This is a genomic window from Microcystis sp. M179S2, from assembly GCF_020245805.1.
Taxonomy (GTDB): domain Bacteria; phylum Cyanobacteriota; class Cyanobacteriia; order Cyanobacteriales; family Microcystaceae; genus Microcystis; species Microcystis aeruginosa.
Genome location: NZ_JADBUE010000076.1, coordinates 20,660 through 41,039, shown reverse-complemented (window position 1 = coordinate 41,039; position 20,380 = coordinate 20,660). Strand labels below are relative to the sequence as shown.

The window sequence follows — 20,380 nt, the reverse complement described above, 5'->3', positions numbered from 1 at the left end:
TATCTGCGTAAGGACTTCCGGAGTTTGTGTCCAGTAGTCCATTAGTATTATATTGCTTTAACTCAGGCTGTGTAAGACTTTTAGCCATAGCTAGTATATTTATACGGGGGAAGTCCAGAAATATAGACGAGGTAAAGGGTTTTAGGGGCCTGTTTGGCCAAGCAGCTGCAAGGTTTTCAAGCTAGTGGCTCAAAAACCTTGCCTCTTGATGAGCGATCGCATCCTGTCGGGGCGAAGCATTCGGATAGAAAATCTACGGTTTCAGCGATAGGTTATTGCCCGAATGCTTCGCCCCTACTTTTTCAGCAAACCCCTAATTGGTACTTTTGGATCGGTGGCGATGATGTGAAGATCGATATTTTTCTGCCAGATCAGGCGCATGAGTTTTTGGGTGAAAGAACCTTTGATGAAATGCTTCCAGCGCGATTGAAGGCTCTCCCCGATCACAATCTGGGTGATCCGTTCCCGTTCGGCCACTTCTGCGATCGCTTCGGCCACCTGATAGCTTTTAACCCGTAAGAATTTACCCTCGAATTCTCGACATAAACGTTCGCAGGTTTCGATATGTAAAGCCTCCTCTTTGGAGAGAAAGCGATCGGGGTTATCGACGAAAATCACGAAAAATTCTGCGTTCATATACCCCGCTATCCGCGCTCCCCGACGTAATAATCGTAAAGAGTTGGGATAGGTGGAAATACAGACTAATACCCGTTCGTGAACGGGACAGGATTGACCGATGAATTTGGTCGAATTACTCGCTTCTTCTTCTACCGTATCGGCCACTTCGCGCAGGGCGAGTTCCCGGAGGGCGATTAAATTGCGCCGTTGAAAGAAATTATTTAAAGATTGTTGGATCTTTTCGGGAGCGTAGATTTTTCCCGCTAATAATCTTTCCTCTAGGGTTTCGGGAGTAACATCTACCACGATCACTTCATCAGCTTCCTCCAAAATTCGATCGGGTATTCGCTCCCGCACCACCACCCCGGTGATTCGGGCGACCAGATCGTTTAAACTCTCGATATGCTGGATATTCACTGTCGAGTAAACATCGATTCCCTGGGATAAAATTATCTCCACGTCCTGAAAGCGTTTCTCTCGCTCCGAACCAGGCGCGTTCGTGTGGGCTAATTCATCGATCAGACACAGCTGCGGCGAGCGGGCGATAATCGCTTCCGTATCCATTTCCGAGAGAGTGAATCCCTCTTTCTCTAGGATTTTTCTCGGTACGATTTCCAGTCCCTCAGCTTTTTCGGCGGTCTCTTTCCTGCCGTGGGTTTCAAGCAGTCCAATCACCACGTCGGTTCCCTGCTTTCTGAGGCTATGCCCCTCCTCCAGCATTTTGTAAGTTTTCCCGACCCCCGGGGCCATGCCGATAAAAATTTTATGTCTTCCCCGTCGCACGCTCGTCTCCTTTTTGGCAACTTGCCTTACAGATTAATACTAAATCCAGTTATTAAAAACTGATTATCTATTCCCTCTTTTGCCTTTTGCCTGTCCTCATAAGTAGCCTATACTCAACGGATTTGCTCTGAGAGTGCTTATTGACTAGAGGTAATACCGCGCTGACGTAATTGGTCGATAAAAAATTCTTCTAGGGAAGCACGAGCTAAATTAAGACTAATCAAGCGAGCATCCATACTAGGCAGGGCAGCCAGAAAAGCAGCGGGTTCTCCCTGTAATTGTCCGTGCCAACAATGATCGCGCCAATGCAACCCGAGTATCCATTGCTGCAGTTGCTCCTCCCTACCACCTTGAACAATCACCTGATAGACATCAGCACGACCGAGAATTTGCTCGAGGGAACCGACACAGAGTAATTCTCCCCGGGCCAACAGGGCAATGCGATCGCAAATTTGTTCCACATCGGAGAGAATATGAGAGTTAAAAAAGATGGTTTTCCCCTGTTGTTTGAGGGATTGAATAATTTCTCGCACCTGATAGCGACCGATAGGATCCAGTCCCGACATCGGTTCATCGAGAAAGACTAATTCAGGATCATTGATTAATGCTTGGGCTATACCGATCCGTTGCGTCATACCCTTAGAATATTGACGCAATTGTTTTTTCTGGGCAGTTTTGCGGTCTAATCCCACTAAATCCAATAATTCAGGAATGCGTTTTTTCTGCACAGAAGAGGGAATTTGAAAAATGCCGGCGATTAATCTTAGGAATTCCCAGCCGGTGAGATAGTCGTAGTAGTAGGCATTTTCAGGAAGATAGCCGATGCGTTGCCTGACCGAGCGATCGCCAATTGGTTGACCGAGAATCAAGGCCCGTCCGGAAGTGGGTCGGACAATCCCCAAAAGGGTTTTTAAGAGTGTGGTTTTGCCGGCCCCGTTCGGGCCTAATAATCCAAAAGTTTCGCCCTCATGGACAATTAAAGTACAGTTTTTCAAGGATTCGATTTTTTTATTTAACCAGAATCCTGTCCGATAAGTTTTTTGTAAGTTTAACGTCTCTAGCACAGTTTGACGGCTGGTATTCGTCATTGTTTTGGAATCATCTGAGACAGAATACATGGGTCTGATATCCCTTTTCCTACACTTTGCTTTTATTATCCCCAAATTGTCACCAGCAATGTCAACGGTATCAAAATAGCACGATTTTGGAACCCAGAAAAATTCCAACTGGTCTTGAGAAGGGGTATCAGTGCAGTTCCAGGCTATTGCCAGCTTTCTTCTCTGGCATTGGTGTGCATTAGCCGCTAAAATCTGTTAGACAGGTAACTTTGACACTTGAGCGGCAACTGGTACAATAGTGCGAACGCTTACGGAAACCAGACTCTTACACAAACACAGCATGAAACAACTCCTCAATAGCCTCAATTCGCTGACAGTGGCCAGTGTAGCCACTATCGCCTTGGCCTACCCTAGCATCGCTCAAGTTAATCTGTCTGTTTATCCCGCTCCTTCCTCGTCGAACGAATCCATAGAATTATACGTTCCCCCGCCAGAAAACAATAACACCAATAATAATACCTGTACTCAATTGATTGGGGCAAATATCGATAAAATTATCGGTCAAGCTCCCAATCAGTGGGGTATATTAATCGAATCTATCGATCGCCAAACAGTTATTTATAGTCATAACGCTGATCGCTATTTTATCCCTGCTTCTAATACAAAGTTATTTACCACGGCTGCCGCTTTACAGGTGATGAACCCGGAAACGACAATTCAGAAAAAATCCCTGCGCGATTGGGTTAATATCACTAATCAGAGAAGTAATAATTTCTACGCTGAAACTCTTTTTCGCTTTATCGGCGGTTCTAAAAATGTTACTGCCATCTTGGCACAATTGGGCATCAATCCCAGTGGTTTTCGTTTAGCCGATGGTTCGGGATTATCCCGCCAGAATACCGCTACTCCCCGCTCGATCGTGGAAATTTTGCGGATGATGTATTATTCTCCTAATCGCGACACTTTCTATGCTTCCTTACCAGTGGCGGGAATTAGTGGCACCCTGAGAAACCGAATGCGTCAGACGGCCGCTACTGGCACAGTTTACGCTAAAACCGGCACTCTTACCGGTGTGCGGGCCCTATCGGGTTATCTAGAACACCCCAACCAAGGACCGATGTTATTTAGCATTATCGTTAATAATCAACGGGTTTCTGGACAGGCCCTGGTGAAAGCGATCGATACTATTGTTCTACAGATGACCGCATCTCGTTCCTGTCAAGCTCAGTAGAGCGCTGGTAAAAATCCCCATTTGTCCTGGTCAGCTGTCCGCGCATTTAAGTTGCTTGTGGAGATAAGGCAAGAGTCAAGAGGCAAGAGTCAAGGTTAATAATAGCCATAATCTGCCTCAGTTTGGGTTTGGGTTTGGGGGGAGAGATACTCAAAATTGGAAGGATCTCGCAGGAAGCGAAAGATTTCTGCTTCGAGACGATGAATTAGATAGGGTTCTATGGAATTAGAATGGCGTAAACAGGCTAAATAGCCTTCTACATATAGCCGGATCTCATCAAAACGCGAGCCACGGTGCCAAAGATCCACCATGTCATCGGTTAGTCTTTGATAGTAACGAATAGATTGGGTATCTTGGAGCATGGGCAGTAGAACAAAAAAGAGAGAGTGGGGGTAAGTGTTTATGGATAATCGTAGGGAGAATTGCTATTCTCGGTCCCCGATACCTCTATTGTACTCACCAAATCGGCAAAACACAGGCGGGGGTATTTTCAGTGATCAGTAAAGGGTGTGGGGTGTGGGGTGTGGGGTGTGGGGAGAACAAAGCTGCCTTTTGCCTTTTGCCTCCTGCCCTCTGCCTCCTGCCTTCGTATAGATTATTCATGGTTTCTTTGTCTTTTTGCCCGTTCAATTTCCGCTTGTAGTTCTGCTATTTGTCGCTGCAATCTTTCGCTTTCCCTATCATTAGCATCAACATTAATTGAGCTTTTAACCCCTGTTTTGGCATAGTTTCCCCGGCGAATTTGACGATAGGATTCCGAGTTAAACCATTCCTGTAGATAATGCACTCTTTCCACGGAAAAAGGATGGGTTAAAAAGGAACCATTACCGCCATTATAAATGAGAAATTTATAAATCTGGTTTAAGTTATCTTGGTCTAATTGTCGGTAGGCTTCCCCTTGACGAATAAATTCTTCTAAGTTGCATTCATGCAGGTATTTTTGACTTCCTCCTGCACATTTCATTAAAGTTCTCAGGACTAAATTTAAATCATCGCTAACTAATAAAGCCGCTCTGTCTGCTGATAATTCGGCTTTTCTGCGCCATTCATAAAAGGCATAAACTAGACCGGTAGTAATGGCTTTTCCTAGTCCTAAGGTGATGCCCCCAAGGAAATTAGCCGCCCCCATCACCCAAAAAGACATTTGAATTAAAATACTATGATCGCATTTTAAATGACCTAATTCGTGGGCAAGAATTACCCTAATTTCTTCTTCATCTAAGAGGTCTAAAAGGGCAGTATTAAAGACAATGTAGGGATGTTCCGAACCTAAAGAATAGGCATTCGCTGAAGGGTTTTGACTGACATAAAGATTCGGTTCTGGAGACATATCTAAATCCCGCAGACATTGGCGATATATACCGTATAAAGTGGCGTATTGACGCGGGCCGACTTTTAGATCATTGCCCATTAATAAAATTTGCTGGGGACGTTCATAGAGATATTCGGAAAAACTTTTCGCTAATAAATCAAACCCTGGAACTGATCTTAAGGCCTGTTCAGCTTGCTGATCTAGGGGATGTTTAAAAGCTTGACTGGAGATATCACGATAAGTTGGCATATTTTTTCAAGGAAAAAGGGTAAAGGTAAAGATGATAATTCAGTCGTTAGTCAGAAATAAACGGGCATTAATTGCCAAGTTTTTAAGATTGTCTTGTCAACTTTTTCGAGGCAACCTATGGCATTATAGTCAGGAATTCCTTCTAGAAAAAGTTGGCGTTTATCAAATCAGTAATGCCTCTCAATAGGTTTTTAATTCTGCAAAATTGCGGATTCTAGAGTTTATTTCGGTGACATAGAATAGACCTGTGGAAGAAATGAGCTTTTTTATTGTTAACTATCCTTAGCAATAATTCCTAGATTCGATAACAAAGCTTGTAGGTTAGTTTGCACGGTAGCGGGTTGGTATCTCTTAATAGTTTCTAGGGAATTATCAGCGAGTTTTTGCCACAATTCCCTATGATCATAGAGTTCGATCACCGCTTGGGCAAATTCCTCGGCAGTATCGGCAATTAAAACATCTTGGTGGTCAATTAATCCCATACCTTCGGCACCAATTTTTGTGGTAATAGTCGGTAATCCTAGGGAAAGACTTTGACCTATTTTACCCTTCATTCCCGCACCAAATCGCAGGGGTGCGACAAAAATCCGACTCTTTTGGAAATAGGGTTCCACTTCGGGAACATAACCGGTAACAATTACTTTATCATTGGCTAATTCTTTCACTTCATCCTTGAGGTTACTTCCCAATAAATTAACGGTAATGTCAGGACGGAATGCCCAAACTAAGGGCATAATTTCTAAACATAACCACTTAACTGCATCAATATTAGGAGGGTGATTGTAGCTACCAATAAATACTAACCCCGATCGCTGGTCAAAAGCAACTTTTTCTGACAGGGAAATTTCTTCATGGATATTGGGGATTACCCAAACATTTTTCACTCCTAAAGAGGATAATACCTGCTTTTCGTCTTCGGTTACTACTACGGTTGCTTCCGCTTGATTAGCATAGTTTAACTCTAATTTCTGATAGGTTTGCCAACTCCAGCTAGTATTTTGGTAACTGGGATCGAGATAGTCTTTTTGTCGTTTTAAACGTAGAAAATGCAGGTCAATTGTATCATAAATAATTGGTGCTTTTGTTTTTAAGCGAATTAAATCCATATACTTATCGCACAATTCGGGACGACACAACCAAACTCCATCTATCAGGGGTAAATATTTGATTAATTTTTCTTCTAGATTATATCTTTGTGGTGTGCCATAAATAACTTCAATTCCCAGCTGTTGCAGGACGGAAGTATAGGGTTGTTCGGGATAGCCATTATCGGGAAAGAAAATGACTGAATAGCCTAAATTGAGCAGTAGCTTAAGAATATTTAATAAACGCACACAGCCGGATTCTCGATCGTATAGTGGAACGTAGGAATCGATGACTAAAATTGTCGTTTTTCCTTGTAAACGTCGGGCAGCTTTGGGTACATTATTAGCATCGTTATCTAGGTGTTTAGTTAATACCTTTGACCATTTTTCTCGAAACTTAGTTTGATTAATAACTTGATATTGTTTGATCCCACTAGAAAGGTCTGTTCCCGAGGTGATTCCTTCGTAGTGAATGACGTTAGATTGGGGTTGATAAAGGACTTGATAACCCAATTCTCGGAGGGCAAAACATAAGTCTGTATCTTCGTAATATGCGGGGATAAAGTCTTGACAAAAACCACCTAATTGCTTAAATAAATCTGTAGGAACTAATAAACTTGCTCCCGAACAATAGTCCACGGGACGGACATAATTATATTCCGGTTCCTCGGGACTATCTAAGCGTCCATAATTCCAACCATCGGCAGAATTCCAGATAATTCCCCCCGCTTCTTGTTGTTTACCATTAGCATAAATTAACTTGGAACCCACCGCACCAACTTGGGGATTATTGATAATTAATTTCACTAAACTTTCTAGACAATTTTCTAGAATACGAGTGTCGTTATTGAGAAAATATAGGTATTGACCTTTTGCTTGACTAGCCCCATAATTACAGGAACGAATAAAACCAGAGTTCTCTGCATTAGTTAATACTTTAATTCCTTTAACTAAAGTTGCTAATTGTTCTAAAGTTTCATCGCTGGAAGCATCATTAACGATAATTATTTCATAAGCTAAATCAGAACCTAGGTTAACACTCAAGGATTCCAGACAGTTAAAGGTGTAGGCAAATTGGTTATAAGCAGGAATAATAATCGAGACTAAAGGATCATCACTACTGGCAATTTCTAGGGGTCGGGGTTCAGCTAATTTAGCACTTTCGATCACCTGTTCTTCAAATTCAGAGGAACTCTTTCCTGTGAGAATTTTGATAATTTTTCGTTTCGTCTTTTTGAGCGCTGGTTTCCATCCTTCCTCCTGGAGACTAAAGACAAATTTTTTCAGCAGTTTTTTAACTTTGAAAATAATCATTATTACCATAAATACTCCTCTAGAGAAAACCAATCTTGTGCTAAATTTAAATCTCTTTTTGCTCTAACAATAGCCCCTTCTTTTAATTGTTGATCGAGGTAGTTTCTCTGTTGTTCCAAAATATATAATTTAATCGCTTCATTAATTAAATTATTATATTCTTTTTCAGGATAATCACTACTCGCCAACCATTAATCGAGAAGTTGCATGGTATCTTCAGGGAGAGTTATCTGAAGTTGTCTGGCCATTTTGTCTTTCCTAACTATATCTAGACAATAACAATTATAAACCCCTAGAGCGATTTTAGTTGCTGTCGGGATAAATTCTCGGGGCTGCGGCGATTAATTTTTGAGTGTAGGGGTGTTGGGGATGGCTAAAAATCTGTTCAGTGTCACCCATTTCAACTATTTTACCCGCAGTCATCACCGCAATTCGATCGCAGAGGAATCTCGCTAACCAAAGATCATGAGTTATAAATAAATAAGTGAGATTAAATAACTTTTGTAACTCTAACATTAACTCTAAAACCTGTGTCTGGACACTAGCATCAAGCATACTAACCGGTTCATCACAAATAACTAATTCTGGATGGGTAATTAAAGCGCGAGCAATGGCTACCCTTTGCTGTTGTCCCCCCGATAACTCCTTAGGATAGCGTCGATAAAATTCCTCTACTGGTGTTAACCCGACTCGATCTAACATTTCTAAAACCTGTTTTTTAGCCGTTTCTAGATTAACTTTTTGATGGATAAAAAGCGGATCGGCGATACTTTCTCCCACCGTCATTAAAGGATTGAGACAAGCGAGGGGATCCTGAAAAATCATCTGCATTAAGCGCCGTTTTGGACGCATTTTTTCCGCCGACAAAGGGGTTAAATCTTCTCCTAAAAATTCCACTTTTCCCCCGGTGGGTTTAATTAACTGTAATAGGGTTCGCGATAGGGTACTTTTCCCACACCCCGACTCCCCAACTAAACCGAAGATTTCCCCTCGATACAGTTCAAAATTGACTTCATCCACCGCTTTAATAAATTTCTTGTCTTTCTTTAAAAAGCTATCTAAAAAGTTACCTTCTAGGGTATAATACTGTTTTAAATTATCCACCTTTAACACCGTTTCCTTGCCTTGAATTGCCGTTGATTTTTCCTCCCGTAACTGTAGGTGTAAAGCGGCGGCCAAAAGAGAACGGGTGTAGGGGTGTTGAGGTGTATTAAAAACTGTTTTTACCGCTCCCGATTCGACAATTTTGCCCCCCTTCATCACCGCTAATTGATCGCAATATTCTCCCACCAGCGCTAAATCATGGGAAATTAACAATAATCCCATCTGTTCCTCGCTACATAAACGCTTTAATTCCCGCAGAATTTCCGCCGAAACCGTCACATCTAAACTGGTGGTGGGTTCATCGGCAATAATTAACTTAGGGTTTAATAATAAAGCTAAAGCAATGGCCACTCTTTGCCGCATTCCCCCGCTAAATTCGTGAGGATATTGGGACCAACGATTAGCGGGAATTTTCACTTTTTCTAGGACAGTACAAGCTTGACTTTTAGCTTGACGATAGGTTAAATTTCCCCGATGAGCTTGCAAAGTTTCCACACAATGATCGCCAATAGTCATCAGCGGATCCAGTCGCGTCATCGGATCTTGAAAGACTAATCCCACCGCTTCCCCGCGAAACTTTTCTAACTGTTTGCTAGATAAAGATAAAAGCGATCGCCCTTCAAAGGTAATCTCACCTTCCACGTGAGTGCGATTGGGTAATAACCTTAAAATAGCCTTACCGATGGTCGATTTTCCACAACCAGATTCACCCACTAATCCCAGAGTTTCCCCTTTGCCTATACTAAAAGATACCCCATCGATCGCCCAAGCGGGAGAACTTAATTCGGTCGGGTAGGCAATTTTTAGGTCTTTAATTTCCAACATGACGCGATCGGTAACGATAAAAGTTAGGACTTAGGGTCAAGTATGCCACACAAACGGCGATCGAGCATTTAATTGCTAATCGACAACTGACCCTAACAAAACCCGACAATACCCCTTTAAAGTCGCCACTCGCTCGCTAATTATCTGTAAACGTTTCTCCCGTCCTTGCCGCGCCGAGGCCAAAAATAACCAATCCGTCTCCAGCAATCGCCACGATCGATATAGTTCCGTCTGGAGCGCGCGCCAACGATTAGCCACCTCTGGGCTGAAATTGTCATCATTTAGTGACAATATCTCCCCTTCTAGACAGGTTTGTAAAGCTTGAAAAGATTGTAACCCCGTGGAAGCATCCCCATCCAGAAGGGCAAGACTGAAATCCTCCAGTTTTCTTAACAAAGATTTGTAGGCTTGATGGTAATTTGTCGGTAGCATCCAATACAAAGCGCGTTAGAATTTGTTACATAAGATTAACGATTTGCCGTCACGGTTGCAAGTCCTCTTCCCGATCAGAGACAAAAACTTAAAAGAATCCCGCCCTTTTCGCCGATCGATCCGATTCCAGTGTTAGAGAGTTAAGTAATCTGGCATCCCTTCGGCCTAATAATTTTCTAGTTATCCGTCTCCTCCCCCCCCCTATTATCCCCCCGATCTAACCATGAACGCCATCACTGCCATCCAACCGGAAACCCTCACCGCCCTTCCCCGGGCCACGGAACCGAAAAAAGCGTTAGTTTTACCCGATTGGCTGAAAGAATGCCTGATTACCTACGAAAACGACCCCCAGAATCCCGATATCGATTTAATCTCTAGGGCTTTTAATTTCGCCCACAAACTCCACGAGGGCCAGTATCGCAAATCCGGGGAACCCTATATCGCCCATCCCATAGCTGTGGCGGGATTACTGCGGGATCTGGGGGGTGATGGGGCAATGATCGCGGCGGGATTCCTTCACGATGTGGTGGAAGATACGGAAGTCACCCCCGAAGAAATCGAGGCTAGATTCGGTGTCGAGGTGCGTAATTTGGTGGAAGCGGTGACAAAACTCTCCAAATTCAACTTTTCTAGCAAAACTGAACGGCAAGCGGAGAATTTTCGCCGAATGTTCCTGGCGATGGCTCAAGATATCCGCGTTATCGTGGTCAAATTAGCCGATCGCCTGCACAATATGCAAACCCTCGAACACCTCACCCCGCAACAGCAGCAACGCATCGCCCTAGAAACTAGAGAAATCTTTGCTCCTCTGGCTAACCGTTTAGGGATTGGCAGATTTAAATGGGAATTAGAGGATTTATGCTTTAAATACCTCGAACCCGATGCTTATCGCACCGTGCAGTTATTGGTATCGGAAAAACGTATCGATCGAGAGGCCCGCATCGAAACCGTCACTAACACATTGCGGGAAAAATTGCAAGAAATTGGCATAAAAGTTCTTGATTTACAGGGTCGCCCCAAACATCTCTACGGCATCTATCATAAAATGCACAATCAGGGCAAAGAATTCGAGCAGATTTATGATATAGCCGCCGTCCGCATTATCGTCGAAACCAAAGAGGAATGTTATCGTTGTTTAGCCATAGTTCACGACCAATTTACTCCGATTCCTAACCGTTTTAAAGACTATATCGGTTTACCAAAAGCTAACCGTTATCAATCCCTCCATACCACCGTTGTTGGTTTAAATGCCCGTCCCCTAGAAGTGCAGATTCGCACCCTAGAAATGCACCATGTTGCTGAATACGGGATTGCAGCCCATTGGAAGTATAAAGAAACCGGTTCTAGTCAAACAACTTTAACCGCTGCGGATGAAAAATTCGCTTGGCTGCGTAATCTGCTCGACTGGCAAAAAGACCTTAAAGATGGCCAAGAATACATGGATGGCCTCAAAAATAATTTCTTTGAAGAAGATATCTATGTTTTCACCCCCAAAGGTGATGTGGTGGCCCTCGCCCAAGGCGCAACACCGGTAGATTTTGCCTATCATATTCATAGCGAAGTAGGTAATCAGATGAAAGGGGCAAGGATTAATGGTAAATGGTCAGTTCTTGATGCTCCCTTGCAAAATGGTGATCTGGTGGAAATTCTCACCAGCAAGCATAGTCACCCTAGTTTAGATTGGTTAAATTTTGTCGTTACTCCTAGCGCCAGAAATCGCATCCGGCAATGGTACAAAAAATCGCGCCGAGAAGAAAATATTAGCCGGGGTCGTGATTTATTAGAGAAAGAATTGGGTAAAACTGGCTTCGATGCCCTGCTAAAATCAGAACGAATGCAATCGGTGGCTAAACAGTGCAATTATGTGGCAGTAGATGATTTATTGGCGGCTTTGGGTTACGGCGAAGTTACCCTAAAAAATGTGGTTAATCGTCTGCAAGAAACAGTTAAAAATCAACAGGAAATTTTAACGGTCAAAAATCCGCCCGATGTCCTGACTGATTCCCAATTGATTCTACCACCTTCTCCCGTTCAAAGGGCTTTACCCGTTAGTAAATCACCGATCGCCGGTGTGGAGGGATTAGTCTATCGTTTGGCTGGTTGTTGTTGTCCTTTACCAGGGGAAAATATTACCGGTATAGTCGCCCATGCAGGGGAAGGTATTGTGATTCACCGTCAGGGCTGCTCGAATGTGGAAAAAGCCGAAGCTGAACGCTTAATTCCTGTTAGTTGGAACCCCCTAGATGACCAGGGACGTTATCCAACTTATCCAGTAAATATTCAGATTGAAGTGATCGATCGCGTCGGGGTTTTAAAAGATATTCTCTCTCGTTTAAGTGACCAAAATATTAACGTTCGCAATGCCGGAGTTAAGACTAATTTCGGTAAACCCGCTTTAATTTCCCTGAAAATTGAAGTAAAAGACCTGCAACAATTTGAACGCTGTGTTACTCAAATTAAGCTGATGAGCGATGTTTTAAACGTTCGTCGCATCAGTCAGGTAAAAAGCGATCGAGAGTAGGGTGAACCTAAAATTTCTGCTAATATCCCCCAAACTTCAGAGTGCCTTAGCTTTGGAAGTGGGATGCTGACACTGACTAAAACCACGATGGCAATATCGGCACTTTTTGTCACCGAACAACGTAGGATCGATAATTAATCTGAGTGCGAAAATCCCTATGTTATTATCCCTACTCTCAGTCATCAGTTTTCTGATTAGTTTTCTGGTGGTTGCCCTGATTAAACAACGTTTTAGCCAACAATTGTTAGATATTCCCAATGAGCGTAGCAGCCATAGTCAACCCACACCTAGGGGGGGTGGACTCGGTTTTGTCGTCGCTTTTGCTCTGACTGGCTGCCTCAGTTATTTTCTCCTTCCTCCTTCCCTACCTCTCATTCCCCTGTGGTTGTCCCTGACTCCTTTAATTATTATCGGCCTTCTCGATGATCGTCGCAGTATTCCCTCTAGTATTCGCTATTTAGTGCAGTTATCCTCCGCTAGTGTTGCGGTCACTTTTTTCGGTGCTTTTCCCCAATCGTGGCTATTAGATTTGGGTTTTGGCGGCAAAGTTTTGGCTATTATTCTCACAATTATCGGCCTGACCGCGATGATTAATTTTTATAATTTTATGGATGGTCTCGATGGCTTGGTGGCTGGCTGTACGGCGGTACAATTAGGATTTCTCGCTCTCTATTTTCAGCAACCAATTTTATGGCTTTTAGTGGCAGCTTTAGGCGGTTTTCTCCTCTGGAATTGGTCGCCAGCGAAAATTTTTATGGGTGATGTGGGTAGCACCAGTCTGGGGGCAATTGTCGCTATGGTTTTACTTAATAACCAGGGCAATCAAAGTCAGGCTTGGTCAGCTTTAACTATCACTTTACCTCTGATTGGTGATGCTATTTATACCCTTATTTGTCGATTATTAAAAAGGGAAAATATCTTCCAAGCTCACCGCATTCACCTTTATCAAAGATTACAAAAATCTGGCTTGTCTCATCCACAAGTAGCAATTATTTATATGGGGGTAACTCTCCTGATTGCTATTAGTATTAACTCCCTAGGAATACTAGGATCATGGCTGAGTTTACCTCTGATTCTAGGATTAATTTTTCTCGGAGAAATTTATCTGAACAGGAAAGTTAGCGATCATAATTTAGCGGTGACAAGAAAAGAATAATTTTTTTTTGCTATGGACTGAGGGGTTATTCAAACCTAGAGAATGTTAGACTAAATCCTCTTGAAAGATTATAGGAAACGGGGGGTAAGGAGCAGCAGTAATCACTCAAATAGTTATTGGCTAAAGTCTTTTATTTTACTCAAAAACTGATGGTTTTAAGCTGGCAAAAACAGAGCGATTCACCTATTATCCCTCCTAACCAAGAGAAAAGAAAAAATTAATACTTATCGGCCAAGGTTAGCTGATATGATGAAGGAGATGACTATCATTCCCAAGTCAATGAGCGCAAGAACGTTATTCGATAAAGTCTGGGACGCACACACGGTTAAGATTCTTCCCAGTGGACAGACACAGTTATTTATCGGACTGCATCTAGTCCATGAAGTCACCAGTCCCCAAGCTTTTTCGATGCTAAGAGAAAGGGGTTTAAAAGTATTATTTCCAGGACGGACTATTGCCACCGTCGATCACATCGTCCCCACCGAAAATCAGGCGCGTCCTTTCCTTGACGATTTGGCCGAGGAAATGATCCGAGCGATCGAAACTAATGTTCAAACCAATCATATTCCTTTCTATGGCATCGGTTCCGGCAATCAGGGCATAGTTCATGTGATCGCTCCTGAACAGGGTCTAACCCAACCGGGGATGACGATCGCCTGTGGTGATTCCCACACCTCCACCCACGGCGCTTTTGGGGCGATCGCTTTTGGCATCGGCACTTCCCAAGTACGCGATGTTCTTGCTACCCAAACCCTATCCCTATCGAAATTAAAAGTGCGTCGAGTGGAGGTAAACGGCGATTTAAACCCCGGTGTCTATGCTAAAGATGTAATTCTCCATATTATCCGTCAATTGGGCGTAAAAGGCGGTGTTGGTTACGCCTACGAGTATGCTGGTAGTACAATTGAACGGATGTCCATGGAAGAAAGGATGACGATTTGTAACATGGCGATCGAAGGTGGGGCCCGATGTGGTTATATCAACCCTGATCAAATCACCTACGATTACCTCAAAGGTCGTGATTTTGCGCCCAAAGACTGGGAAAGTGCGGTTAATTGGTGGGAAAGCATTAAAAGCGATGCCGATGCGGTTTATGACGATGTGGTGGTCTTCGATGCCGGTGAAATCGAACCCACAGTTACTTGGGGGATTACTCCGGGCCAAGGAATCGGGGTTAACGAAATCATTCCCACTCCCGAAAGTTTACCAGAAAGTGAAAGAGCGATCGCAGAGGAAGCCTATCAATACATGAAACTCACCCCCGGCACCCCGATTAAAGGCACAAAAATCGATGTCTGCTTCGTCGGTAGCTGTACTAACGGCCGGATCAGTGATCTGCGCGAAGCGGCCAAATTTGCCCAAGGTCATCGTGTTGCCCCCCATGTGAAAGCTTTTATCGTCCCCGGTTCCGAAAGAGTCAAAAAACAAGCGGAAGCAGAAGGATTAGACCAAATTTTCCTAGCATCGGGCTTTGAATGGCGCGAGGCGGGCTGTTCCATGTGTTTAGCCATGAATCCCGATAAATTGCAGGGAGATCAGATCAGCGCCTCCTCCTCCAATCGTAACTTTAAAGGTCGTCAAGGTTCCGCTTCCGGGCGTACTTTGTTGATGAGTCCGGCGATGGTGGTAGCGGCAGCGATTAAAGGGGAAGTCACCGATCCCAGGGAGTTGTTAAATTAAATAGGGTTTGCGGCAAAAAGTTTGTTACTGGGGTCAGGAGTCAGGAGTCTCCGAGTCAGGAGGCAGGAGATAGGGTGATAGGGTTTTGGGGTGATAGGGCGATGAGACAGCTTCCCCACTTCCCCACCCCACTTCTCACTCCCTTCTCCCCTTCTCCCTTCTCTACAATAATTACTCGCAACCAGAAATACCTTGGGTTATTAAGTACCTAAGCAAAATTAATTACACATCTAAGCCACTACTCCGTGAGACTTCTGCTGATGTGAGCAAACAGAGAACTGAAAACTCAAATCCGATCCCTAATAGCTGTCTCCCGTCTCCTGTCTCCTGTCTTCTGTCTCGACTAGGAAATTAATTTTGCACGACTAATTATCATACTTTGTGCTTTTTGTCAAAAAAACTTTTTTTTTGCAATAAAACTACACAAAAAAAAGATCATCGTTGTGGGTGAAATTGACTGATTTACCCGTCTTAATTAGGATCACCTTCTAGGTGTGGCAAGGGTTTCAACCATTGCTGCCCAAAAAAGCACAGAATAACCCATTATGAAATTCAGTAAAATCGCTGTAACTATCATAACATCGTTGTTAAATAAAAATCTTTCTCAATTAATTTTTAAGAATTTATAAATATTGCGGAATGTTAATTTAAATATTCTCAAGTTTTTGCAGTAAATCAATAATTTTTACTTATCTTTGTCCAACATTGGGTTAGAAGTCAGGAGTCAGGAGTCTCCGAGTCAGGAGTCTCCGAGTCAGGAGTCTCCGAGTCAGTAGTCAGTAGTCAGTAGTCAGGAGATTATTTTTATTTATTCTTCCCACTTCCCCACACCCCACTTCCCCACTTCCCACTTCCCACTCTATTTTAATTTGATTGCCATAATTGCCAAGCTTTAACGAGATTTCCCCCCATCAAGGCAGCCACTGCATTTAAAGTCTTAATTTCCTCACTATCGGGATTTAATTGTCTAGCTTTATCTAAGACTTTTTGGGCTGCTTGCGGTTGCCAATCGTAGAGATAAATAAAACCTTGATAAGCATAATGATAGGGATTATAGGGGTCAATTTTAATCATTTCCTCCGTGGCTTTTATTGCCCCTGCTACATCCTGTTGTAGTACCTTAGAAATTGCTAATCCGTAGGCTAAAGATAATTTATCGGGGGGGTTTTGTTGCTGTAAACGACAGGAAAAAGCCTTGTCTGCTTGCAGCACATAATCCTGAATCGAATCGTATTGATTGATACGATTAGTTAACTGAAAAATTGGCTCAATACCCGTTAATCCTTGACCAATATTAGCAGACTTTAAGCGCAATTGGGTCACTAAATCTAATTGGGGCGTTGCTAACTTGGAGACTTGAGGATCGATAGTAATTTGAGCATTAGTTTTAATTGGATAGGTTTCGCCAGTTTCCCGATTGAGATAGACAGCAGATAAGCGATAAACTCCGGGGGTTGCTGCCGACTGCATGGCGGTTTTTTCAGTGACTTCAAAACCCTTTTGTTGCTCTTCTGGAGTTAATTTTTCTGCCATTAATCTCCCCATAGCAATACCATGATCGTGCATCCAATAATCCTTACCGTCCACTTCTTGCCAGGTTAAAATTACTATCCCTGACTTTAATTGTTGCCAGTCTCCTGCCCATTTATAAACCACAGAAATTGGTTGATTAGGAGAGGCTTTTTCGGCAAGGGCAATCTCTCTTAATTCCACCTGTTTTGGTGCAGTTTCAAGGGGTTTAACCGTGACGGAGGGGGCTATTTTACGGTGTAGGGAAAGGGTACTATCATCCGGTAGCTGCCAAGTTTTCTCCACTTGGAAATCTGGCCCAGTGGCGACTCGATTAACAATTTTTTTCTGGACATCGGGGACGGAACCCTGTTCACCAGTTTTAGTTAAAAACCAATCTAAAGAATTGACATCCTTTTCGATATCTTCTTCCCGAACTCCCACCTGTCTGCCGGCAACCTGGGAATTATGTTTACCACCGTAGAAAGAGAAGGTATGTTGATTTAATTCGGGGGTGGAAGGTAAAACCCCTAGGGTGCTGCGAAGATAGGGAGAATCGACTAGAATCTCTTTAACTACTTCTTCCTGTTGCCAGCCGGTTTTTAAATAGGGATGGTGTTGCAATTCGGGACTAAAAACATTAGTAATTATATCTCCCCCCAAGGGGAATAAATTTAAGCTGGTGAGGATAGCGGCAATAGTTAATGTTCCCCAACGGATAGCGGGGGCAAAACGACCGCGCCAAGATAATAAACCAACGGATAAAATTAAGGATAAAGTCGGTAAAAGCGGCAAAATATAACGAGCATCTTTATTGATATTGAGGGATGATAATAGGTATCCCCCCAGCAGAAAAACTCCTAACCAAATCCACACAGGACGATTAACCTTATCTTCGGTTTTTCTATGACGTAAGGAGATTAATAATCCCACCAGGGGAACTAATAACAATACCCAAGAAAGAAAATAGGGTAAAACTTGGGCGTAAAATGTCCAGGCATCTGGACTGGTAAGAGGGGGATCTCCCTCCAAAATCGCCGAATCTACCGTGGCACGTTTGCCCGCGGTTAACATTAATAACCAATTCGTCCGATACCAGGGAAACATTAACAGTGCTGCCGTCAAAAAACTGAGCATTAATTGCGCTAGATTGCCCCAACGTTTTCGCCGGAGATTTTCGCCCAATACCCACAAAATCGGTAAAAAGAGGAAAAATAGGGCGGTTTGTTTGACTAACATCCCTAAACCGAAAGAAATCCCGAAAGCGATCGCTTTTAGCCAGCCTTGACCACTAAATCGCCACCATGTCAAGCATAAGTAGGAAAACGTTACAATTGCCGCTAAGGGAAAATCTAAGAGATATTCGAGGCGATAATAGTATAAACCGGGAAGAAATTGACAGATTAAGACCGCCCATAAAGCCACAGTCCCATTAAAGAGGATAATTCCCAATCCGTACACAGAAAAGAGCAGTAGGGCGCTATAGATAGCCATTACCCACATACCCGCGTCAAGACTAATACCAAAGAGATTAAAGAAGGGAATCGTTAAAAGATAGGTTAAAGGGGGAATTTTCGGGGACATTAGCCATAAACTGCGCCACCAATCCCCGTCAAACCAGCGCGGATTTTGGAAAGCTTGGGTATAGATAATCCCACCGTTGAGATAATCGGCCTGATCCCAAGCAGGAATAGTATGATCGAGACTAAACCAGAATCTATCGACTAATATCCCCAATATCCAAATAATAGTGACAATAATTAATTCCTGTCTCCTATCTAGCGATCGCTTCAAAATGACTTCTCCCTAGTGCAACTGTCAATTATTCTGCCACGCTCTCAAGTGACCCTGAAAAAATCGCCAGCGAGAAACACCAGACCGATCGGGTAAAATAAAGATTTAGTGAAAAATTGTAACAGGAACTTGACAAATGCGAGTGGTGATCGTTGGTGCGGGATTAGCGGGAATGGCAACAGCTATCGATCTGGTCGATGCGGGCTGTACAGTAGAAATATTAGAATCTCGTCCCTTTGTCGGGGGAAAAGTCGGTAGTTGGGTAGATGCGGACGGTAATCACATCGAGATGGGCTTGCACGTCTTTTTTGGTTGTTACTATAATCTTTTTGAGTTAATGAAAAAAGTGGGCGCTTTTCAATCCCTACTACTCAAAGAACACACCCACACTTTTATCAACGAAGGGGGAAAAATCGGCGAATTAGACTTCCGTTTCGTCGCAGGTGCGCCTTTTAACGGTTTAAAAGCCTTTTTTACCTCCTCCCAACTCTCAGCAGCCGATAAAATCTTTAATTCTCTGGCCTTAGGTACCAGTCCCATCGTCCGCGGTCTGATAGACTTCCAAGGAGCAATGAAAACGATTCGGGATCTGGACTCGATTAGCTTTGCCGATTGGTTTCGTAGCCATGGCGGTAATGAAGGCAGTTTAAAAAAAATGTGGAATCCGATCGCCTATGCCTTAGGATTTATCGATACGGAAAATATCTCGGCCCGTTGTATGCTGACGATTTTCCAATTTTTTGCCGCTAAAACCGAAGCTTCCGTCCTGCGGATGTTGGAAGGTTCCCCCCACGAATACCTGCATAAACCGATTATTAACTATCTGGAAGCCCGGGGAGCCCAAATCTCTACCCGTCGTCAAGTGCGGGAAATTCTCTATTCTGGAGAGGGCGAAAATCTGCAAGTTAATGGCCTGATCGTCGCTAACGGAGAAACCACGGAAACTATCACCGCAGATGCCTATGTTTGCGCTGGTGATGTCCCCGGTATTCAGCGTCTTATTCCCCAAGATTGGCGAAAAATGCCGATTTTTGACAATATTTTCCGACTAGAAGCCGTCCCCGTCGCCACGGTACAATTGCGTTTTGACGGTTGGGTGACGGAATTAAATGATGCCGAAAAACGGCGACAACTGCAAAAAGCGGTGGGAATTGATAATCTTTTGTACACCCACCAAGCGGATTTTTCCTGTTTTGCAGATCTTGCTCTCACCAGTCCTAGGGATTATTATCGCCCCGGAGAAGGTTCTTTATTACAGTTGGTTTTAACCCCCGGGGATCCTTTTATTAAAGCTAAAAATGAAGATATCGCCTGGCAGGTTTTAGCGCAAGTCCACAAGTTATTTCCCTCCTCGCGGGAGTTAAATATGACTTGGTTTAGTGTGGTGAAATTAGCCCAGAGTCTCTATCGGGAAGCACCGGGGATGGATGTCTATCGTCCCTCGCAAGCGACTCCTATTGCTAACTTTTTCCTGGCTGGCAGTTATACCCAACAGGATTACATTGATAGCATGGAAGGAGCCACTTTATCGGGTAAACAGGCAGCCAAAGCGATCCTACAACAGGCCGAGCGCCGGAAATCTTTAGCCACGGTTTGATTAAACAGCCAGCAATCTCGTCTCTTGAGAAGGGATTGCCTCTAGACTTGTTTTCAGTGGCAAAAGATAACCCCTATAGCTAACTTGGCAAGTCAGCCTCAGGGCAAGCTAT

At 43.5% G+C, this 20,380-nt stretch carries 15 protein-coding genes; 6 read left to right on the top strand and 9 right to left on the bottom strand.

What is annotated here, in order from left to right; translation table 11 throughout:
- Nucleotides 1-294: 294 nt before the first annotated feature.
- Together IM500_RS04350 and IM500_RS04345 are read right to left on the bottom strand one after the other, a co-directional pair.
- Entirely contained in the window at nucleotides 295-1,401 is a 1,107-nt protein-coding gene (locus IM500_RS04350; RefSeq protein ID WP_190720425.1) for a universal stress protein, read from the bottom strand.
- Nucleotides 1,402-1,538: 137 nt separating this feature from the next.
- Nucleotides 1,539-2,519: an ABC transporter ATP-binding protein gene (locus tag IM500_RS04345; protein WP_287737798.1), complete on the bottom strand. Its 981-nt coding sequence runs from the start codon at nucleotides 2,517-2,519 to the stop codon at nucleotides 1,539-1,541.
- Nucleotides 2,520-2,799: 280 nt separating this feature from the next.
- On the opposite strand from IM500_RS04345, the gene dacB reads away from it, so the two are divergent.
- A complete protein-coding gene (gene dacB, locus IM500_RS04340) occupies nucleotides 2,800-3,690 on the top strand; it encodes a D-alanyl-D-alanine carboxypeptidase/D-alanyl-D-alanine endopeptidase (protein WP_190720419.1) in 891 nt (296 codons plus the stop codon).
- 95 nt (nucleotides 3,691-3,785) lie between these two features.
- On the opposite strand, the gene IM500_RS04335 is transcribed toward dacB, so the two are convergent.
- Both IM500_RS04335 and IM500_RS04330 read right to left on the bottom strand, forming a co-directional pair.
- Entirely contained in the window at nucleotides 3,786-4,052 is a 267-nt protein-coding gene (locus tag IM500_RS04335) for a DUF6761 family protein (RefSeq protein ID WP_190720417.1), read from the bottom strand.
- 233 nt (nucleotides 4,053-4,285) lie between these two features.
- Nucleotides 4,286-5,251 carry a M48 family metallopeptidase gene (locus tag IM500_RS04330; RefSeq protein ID WP_190720415.1) on the bottom strand — a complete coding sequence of 322 codons (966 nt, stop codon included), beginning with the start codon at nucleotides 5,249-5,251 and terminating at the stop codon, nucleotides 4,286-4,288.
- 31 nt (nucleotides 5,252-5,282) lie between these two features.
- On the opposite strand from IM500_RS04330, the gene IM500_RS04325 reads away from it, so the two are divergent.
- Nucleotides 5,283-5,438, top strand: a complete 156-nt coding sequence (locus tag IM500_RS04325) for a hypothetical protein (protein ID WP_190720412.1) — start codon at nucleotides 5,283-5,285, stop codon at nucleotides 5,436-5,438.
- Between the two features lie 85 nt (nucleotides 5,439-5,523).
- Here the strand turns inward: IM500_RS04325 and IM500_RS04320 are convergent, their stop codons facing one another.
- The 4 genes from IM500_RS04320 to patD all read right to left on the bottom strand — a co-directional run bounded on the left by IM500_RS04320 (nucleotide 5,524) and on the right by patD (nucleotide 10,011).
- Entirely contained in the window at nucleotides 5,524-7,659 is a 2,136-nt protein-coding gene (locus IM500_RS04320; RefSeq protein WP_190720409.1) for a glycosyltransferase, read from the bottom strand.
- Entirely contained in the window at nucleotides 7,653-7,838 is a 186-nt protein-coding gene (locus IM500_RS04315; protein WP_242034560.1) for a hypothetical protein, read from the bottom strand. Before IM500_RS04315 ends, IM500_RS04320 begins: the two co-directional genes overlap by 7 nt.
- A 115-nt stretch (nucleotides 7,839-7,953) precedes the next feature.
- Nucleotides 7,954-9,579: a dipeptide ABC transporter ATP-binding protein gene (locus IM500_RS04310; RefSeq protein WP_190720406.1), complete on the bottom strand. Its 1,626-nt coding sequence runs from the start codon at nucleotides 9,577-9,579 to the stop codon at nucleotides 7,954-7,956.
- A 75-nt stretch (nucleotides 9,580-9,654) separates the two neighbouring features.
- The gene (gene patD / locus IM500_RS04305; protein WP_002759645.1) at nucleotides 9,655-10,011 is read right to left on the bottom strand and encodes a heterocyst frequency control protein PatD; all 357 of its coding nucleotides are present in this window, start codon (nucleotides 10,009-10,011) and stop codon (nucleotides 9,655-9,657) included.
- A 223-nt stretch (nucleotides 10,012-10,234) separates the two neighbouring features.
- Here patD and IM500_RS04300 point away from each other — a divergent pair, with 223 nt between their 5' ends.
- The 3 genes from IM500_RS04300 (at nucleotide 10,235) to leuC (ending at nucleotide 15,368) form a co-directional block, all read left to right on the top strand.
- Nucleotides 10,235-12,532: a RelA/SpoT family protein gene (locus tag IM500_RS04300; RefSeq protein WP_190720402.1), complete on the top strand. Its 2,298-nt coding sequence runs from the start codon at nucleotides 10,235-10,237 to the stop codon at nucleotides 12,530-12,532.
- Between the two features lie 157 nt (nucleotides 12,533-12,689).
- Nucleotides 12,690-13,688 (top strand): MraY family glycosyltransferase, encoded by a 999-nt coding sequence (locus IM500_RS04295; RefSeq protein WP_287737795.1) that lies wholly within the window; start codon nucleotides 12,690-12,692, stop codon nucleotides 13,686-13,688.
- A gap of 279 nt (nucleotides 13,689-13,967) precedes the next feature.
- On the top strand, nucleotides 13,968-15,368 hold the full coding sequence (gene leuC / locus IM500_RS04290; RefSeq protein ID WP_190358647.1) for a 3-isopropylmalate dehydratase large subunit: 1,401 nt from the start codon (nucleotides 13,968-13,970) through the stop codon (nucleotides 15,366-15,368).
- A gap of 864 nt (nucleotides 15,369-16,232) precedes the next feature.
- Here leuC and IM500_RS04285 read toward each other — a convergent pair.
- Nucleotides 16,233-18,671 carry a glycosyltransferase family 39 protein gene (locus tag IM500_RS04285; protein ID WP_287737794.1) on the bottom strand — a complete coding sequence of 813 codons (2,439 nt, stop codon included), beginning with the start codon at nucleotides 18,669-18,671 and terminating at the stop codon, nucleotides 16,233-16,235.
- Nucleotides 18,672-18,807: 136 nt separating this feature from the next.
- On the opposite strand from IM500_RS04285, the gene zds reads away from it, so the two are divergent.
- Nucleotides 18,808-20,268 (top strand): 9,9'-di-cis-zeta-carotene desaturase, encoded by a 1,461-nt coding sequence (gene zds / locus IM500_RS04280; protein WP_287737793.1) that lies wholly within the window; start codon nucleotides 18,808-18,810, stop codon nucleotides 20,266-20,268.
- The last annotated feature ends 112 nt before the right edge of the window (nucleotides 20,269-20,380 follow it).

What these genes read in the sequence shown, in the direction of transcription:
- IM500_RS04345 (WP_287737798.1), bottom strand. Translation starts at nt 2,519, where the DNA reads ATGTATTCTGTCTCAGATGATTCCAAAACAATGACGAATACCAGCCGT.
- dacB (WP_190720419.1), top strand. Translation starts at nt 2,800, where the DNA reads ATGAAACAACTCCTCAATAGCCTCAATTCGCTGACAGTGGCCAGTGTA.
- IM500_RS04335 (WP_190720417.1), bottom strand. Translation starts at nt 4,052, where the DNA reads ATGCTCCAAGATACCCAATCTATTCGTTACTATCAAAGACTAACCGAT.
- IM500_RS04330 (WP_190720415.1), bottom strand. Translation starts at nt 5,251, where the DNA reads ATGCCAACTTATCGTGATATCTCCAGTCAAGCTTTTAAACATCCCCTA.
- IM500_RS04325 (WP_190720412.1), top strand. Translation starts at nt 5,283, where the DNA reads ATGATAATTCAGTCGTTAGTCAGAAATAAACGGGCATTAATTGCCAAG.
- IM500_RS04320 (WP_190720409.1), bottom strand. Translation starts at nt 7,659, where the DNA reads ATGGTAATAATGATTATTTTCAAAGTTAAAAAACTGCTGAAAAAATTT.
- IM500_RS04310 (WP_190720406.1), bottom strand. Translation starts at nt 9,579, where the DNA reads ATGTTGGAAATTAAAGACCTAAAAATTGCCTACCCGACCGAATTAAGT.
- patD (WP_002759645.1), bottom strand. Translation starts at nt 10,011, where the DNA reads ATGCTACCGACAAATTACCATCAAGCCTACAAATCTTTGTTAAGAAAA.
- IM500_RS04300 (WP_190720402.1), top strand. Translation starts at nt 10,235, where the DNA reads ATGAACGCCATCACTGCCATCCAACCGGAAACCCTCACCGCCCTTCCC.
- IM500_RS04295 (WP_287737795.1), top strand. Translation starts at nt 12,690, where the DNA reads ATGTTATTATCCCTACTCTCAGTCATCAGTTTTCTGATTAGTTTTCTG.
- leuC (WP_190358647.1), top strand. Translation starts at nt 13,968, where the DNA reads ATGAGCGCAAGAACGTTATTCGATAAAGTCTGGGACGCACACACGGTT.
- zds (WP_287737793.1), top strand. Translation starts at nt 18,808, where the DNA reads ATGCGAGTGGTGATCGTTGGTGCGGGATTAGCGGGAATGGCAACAGCT.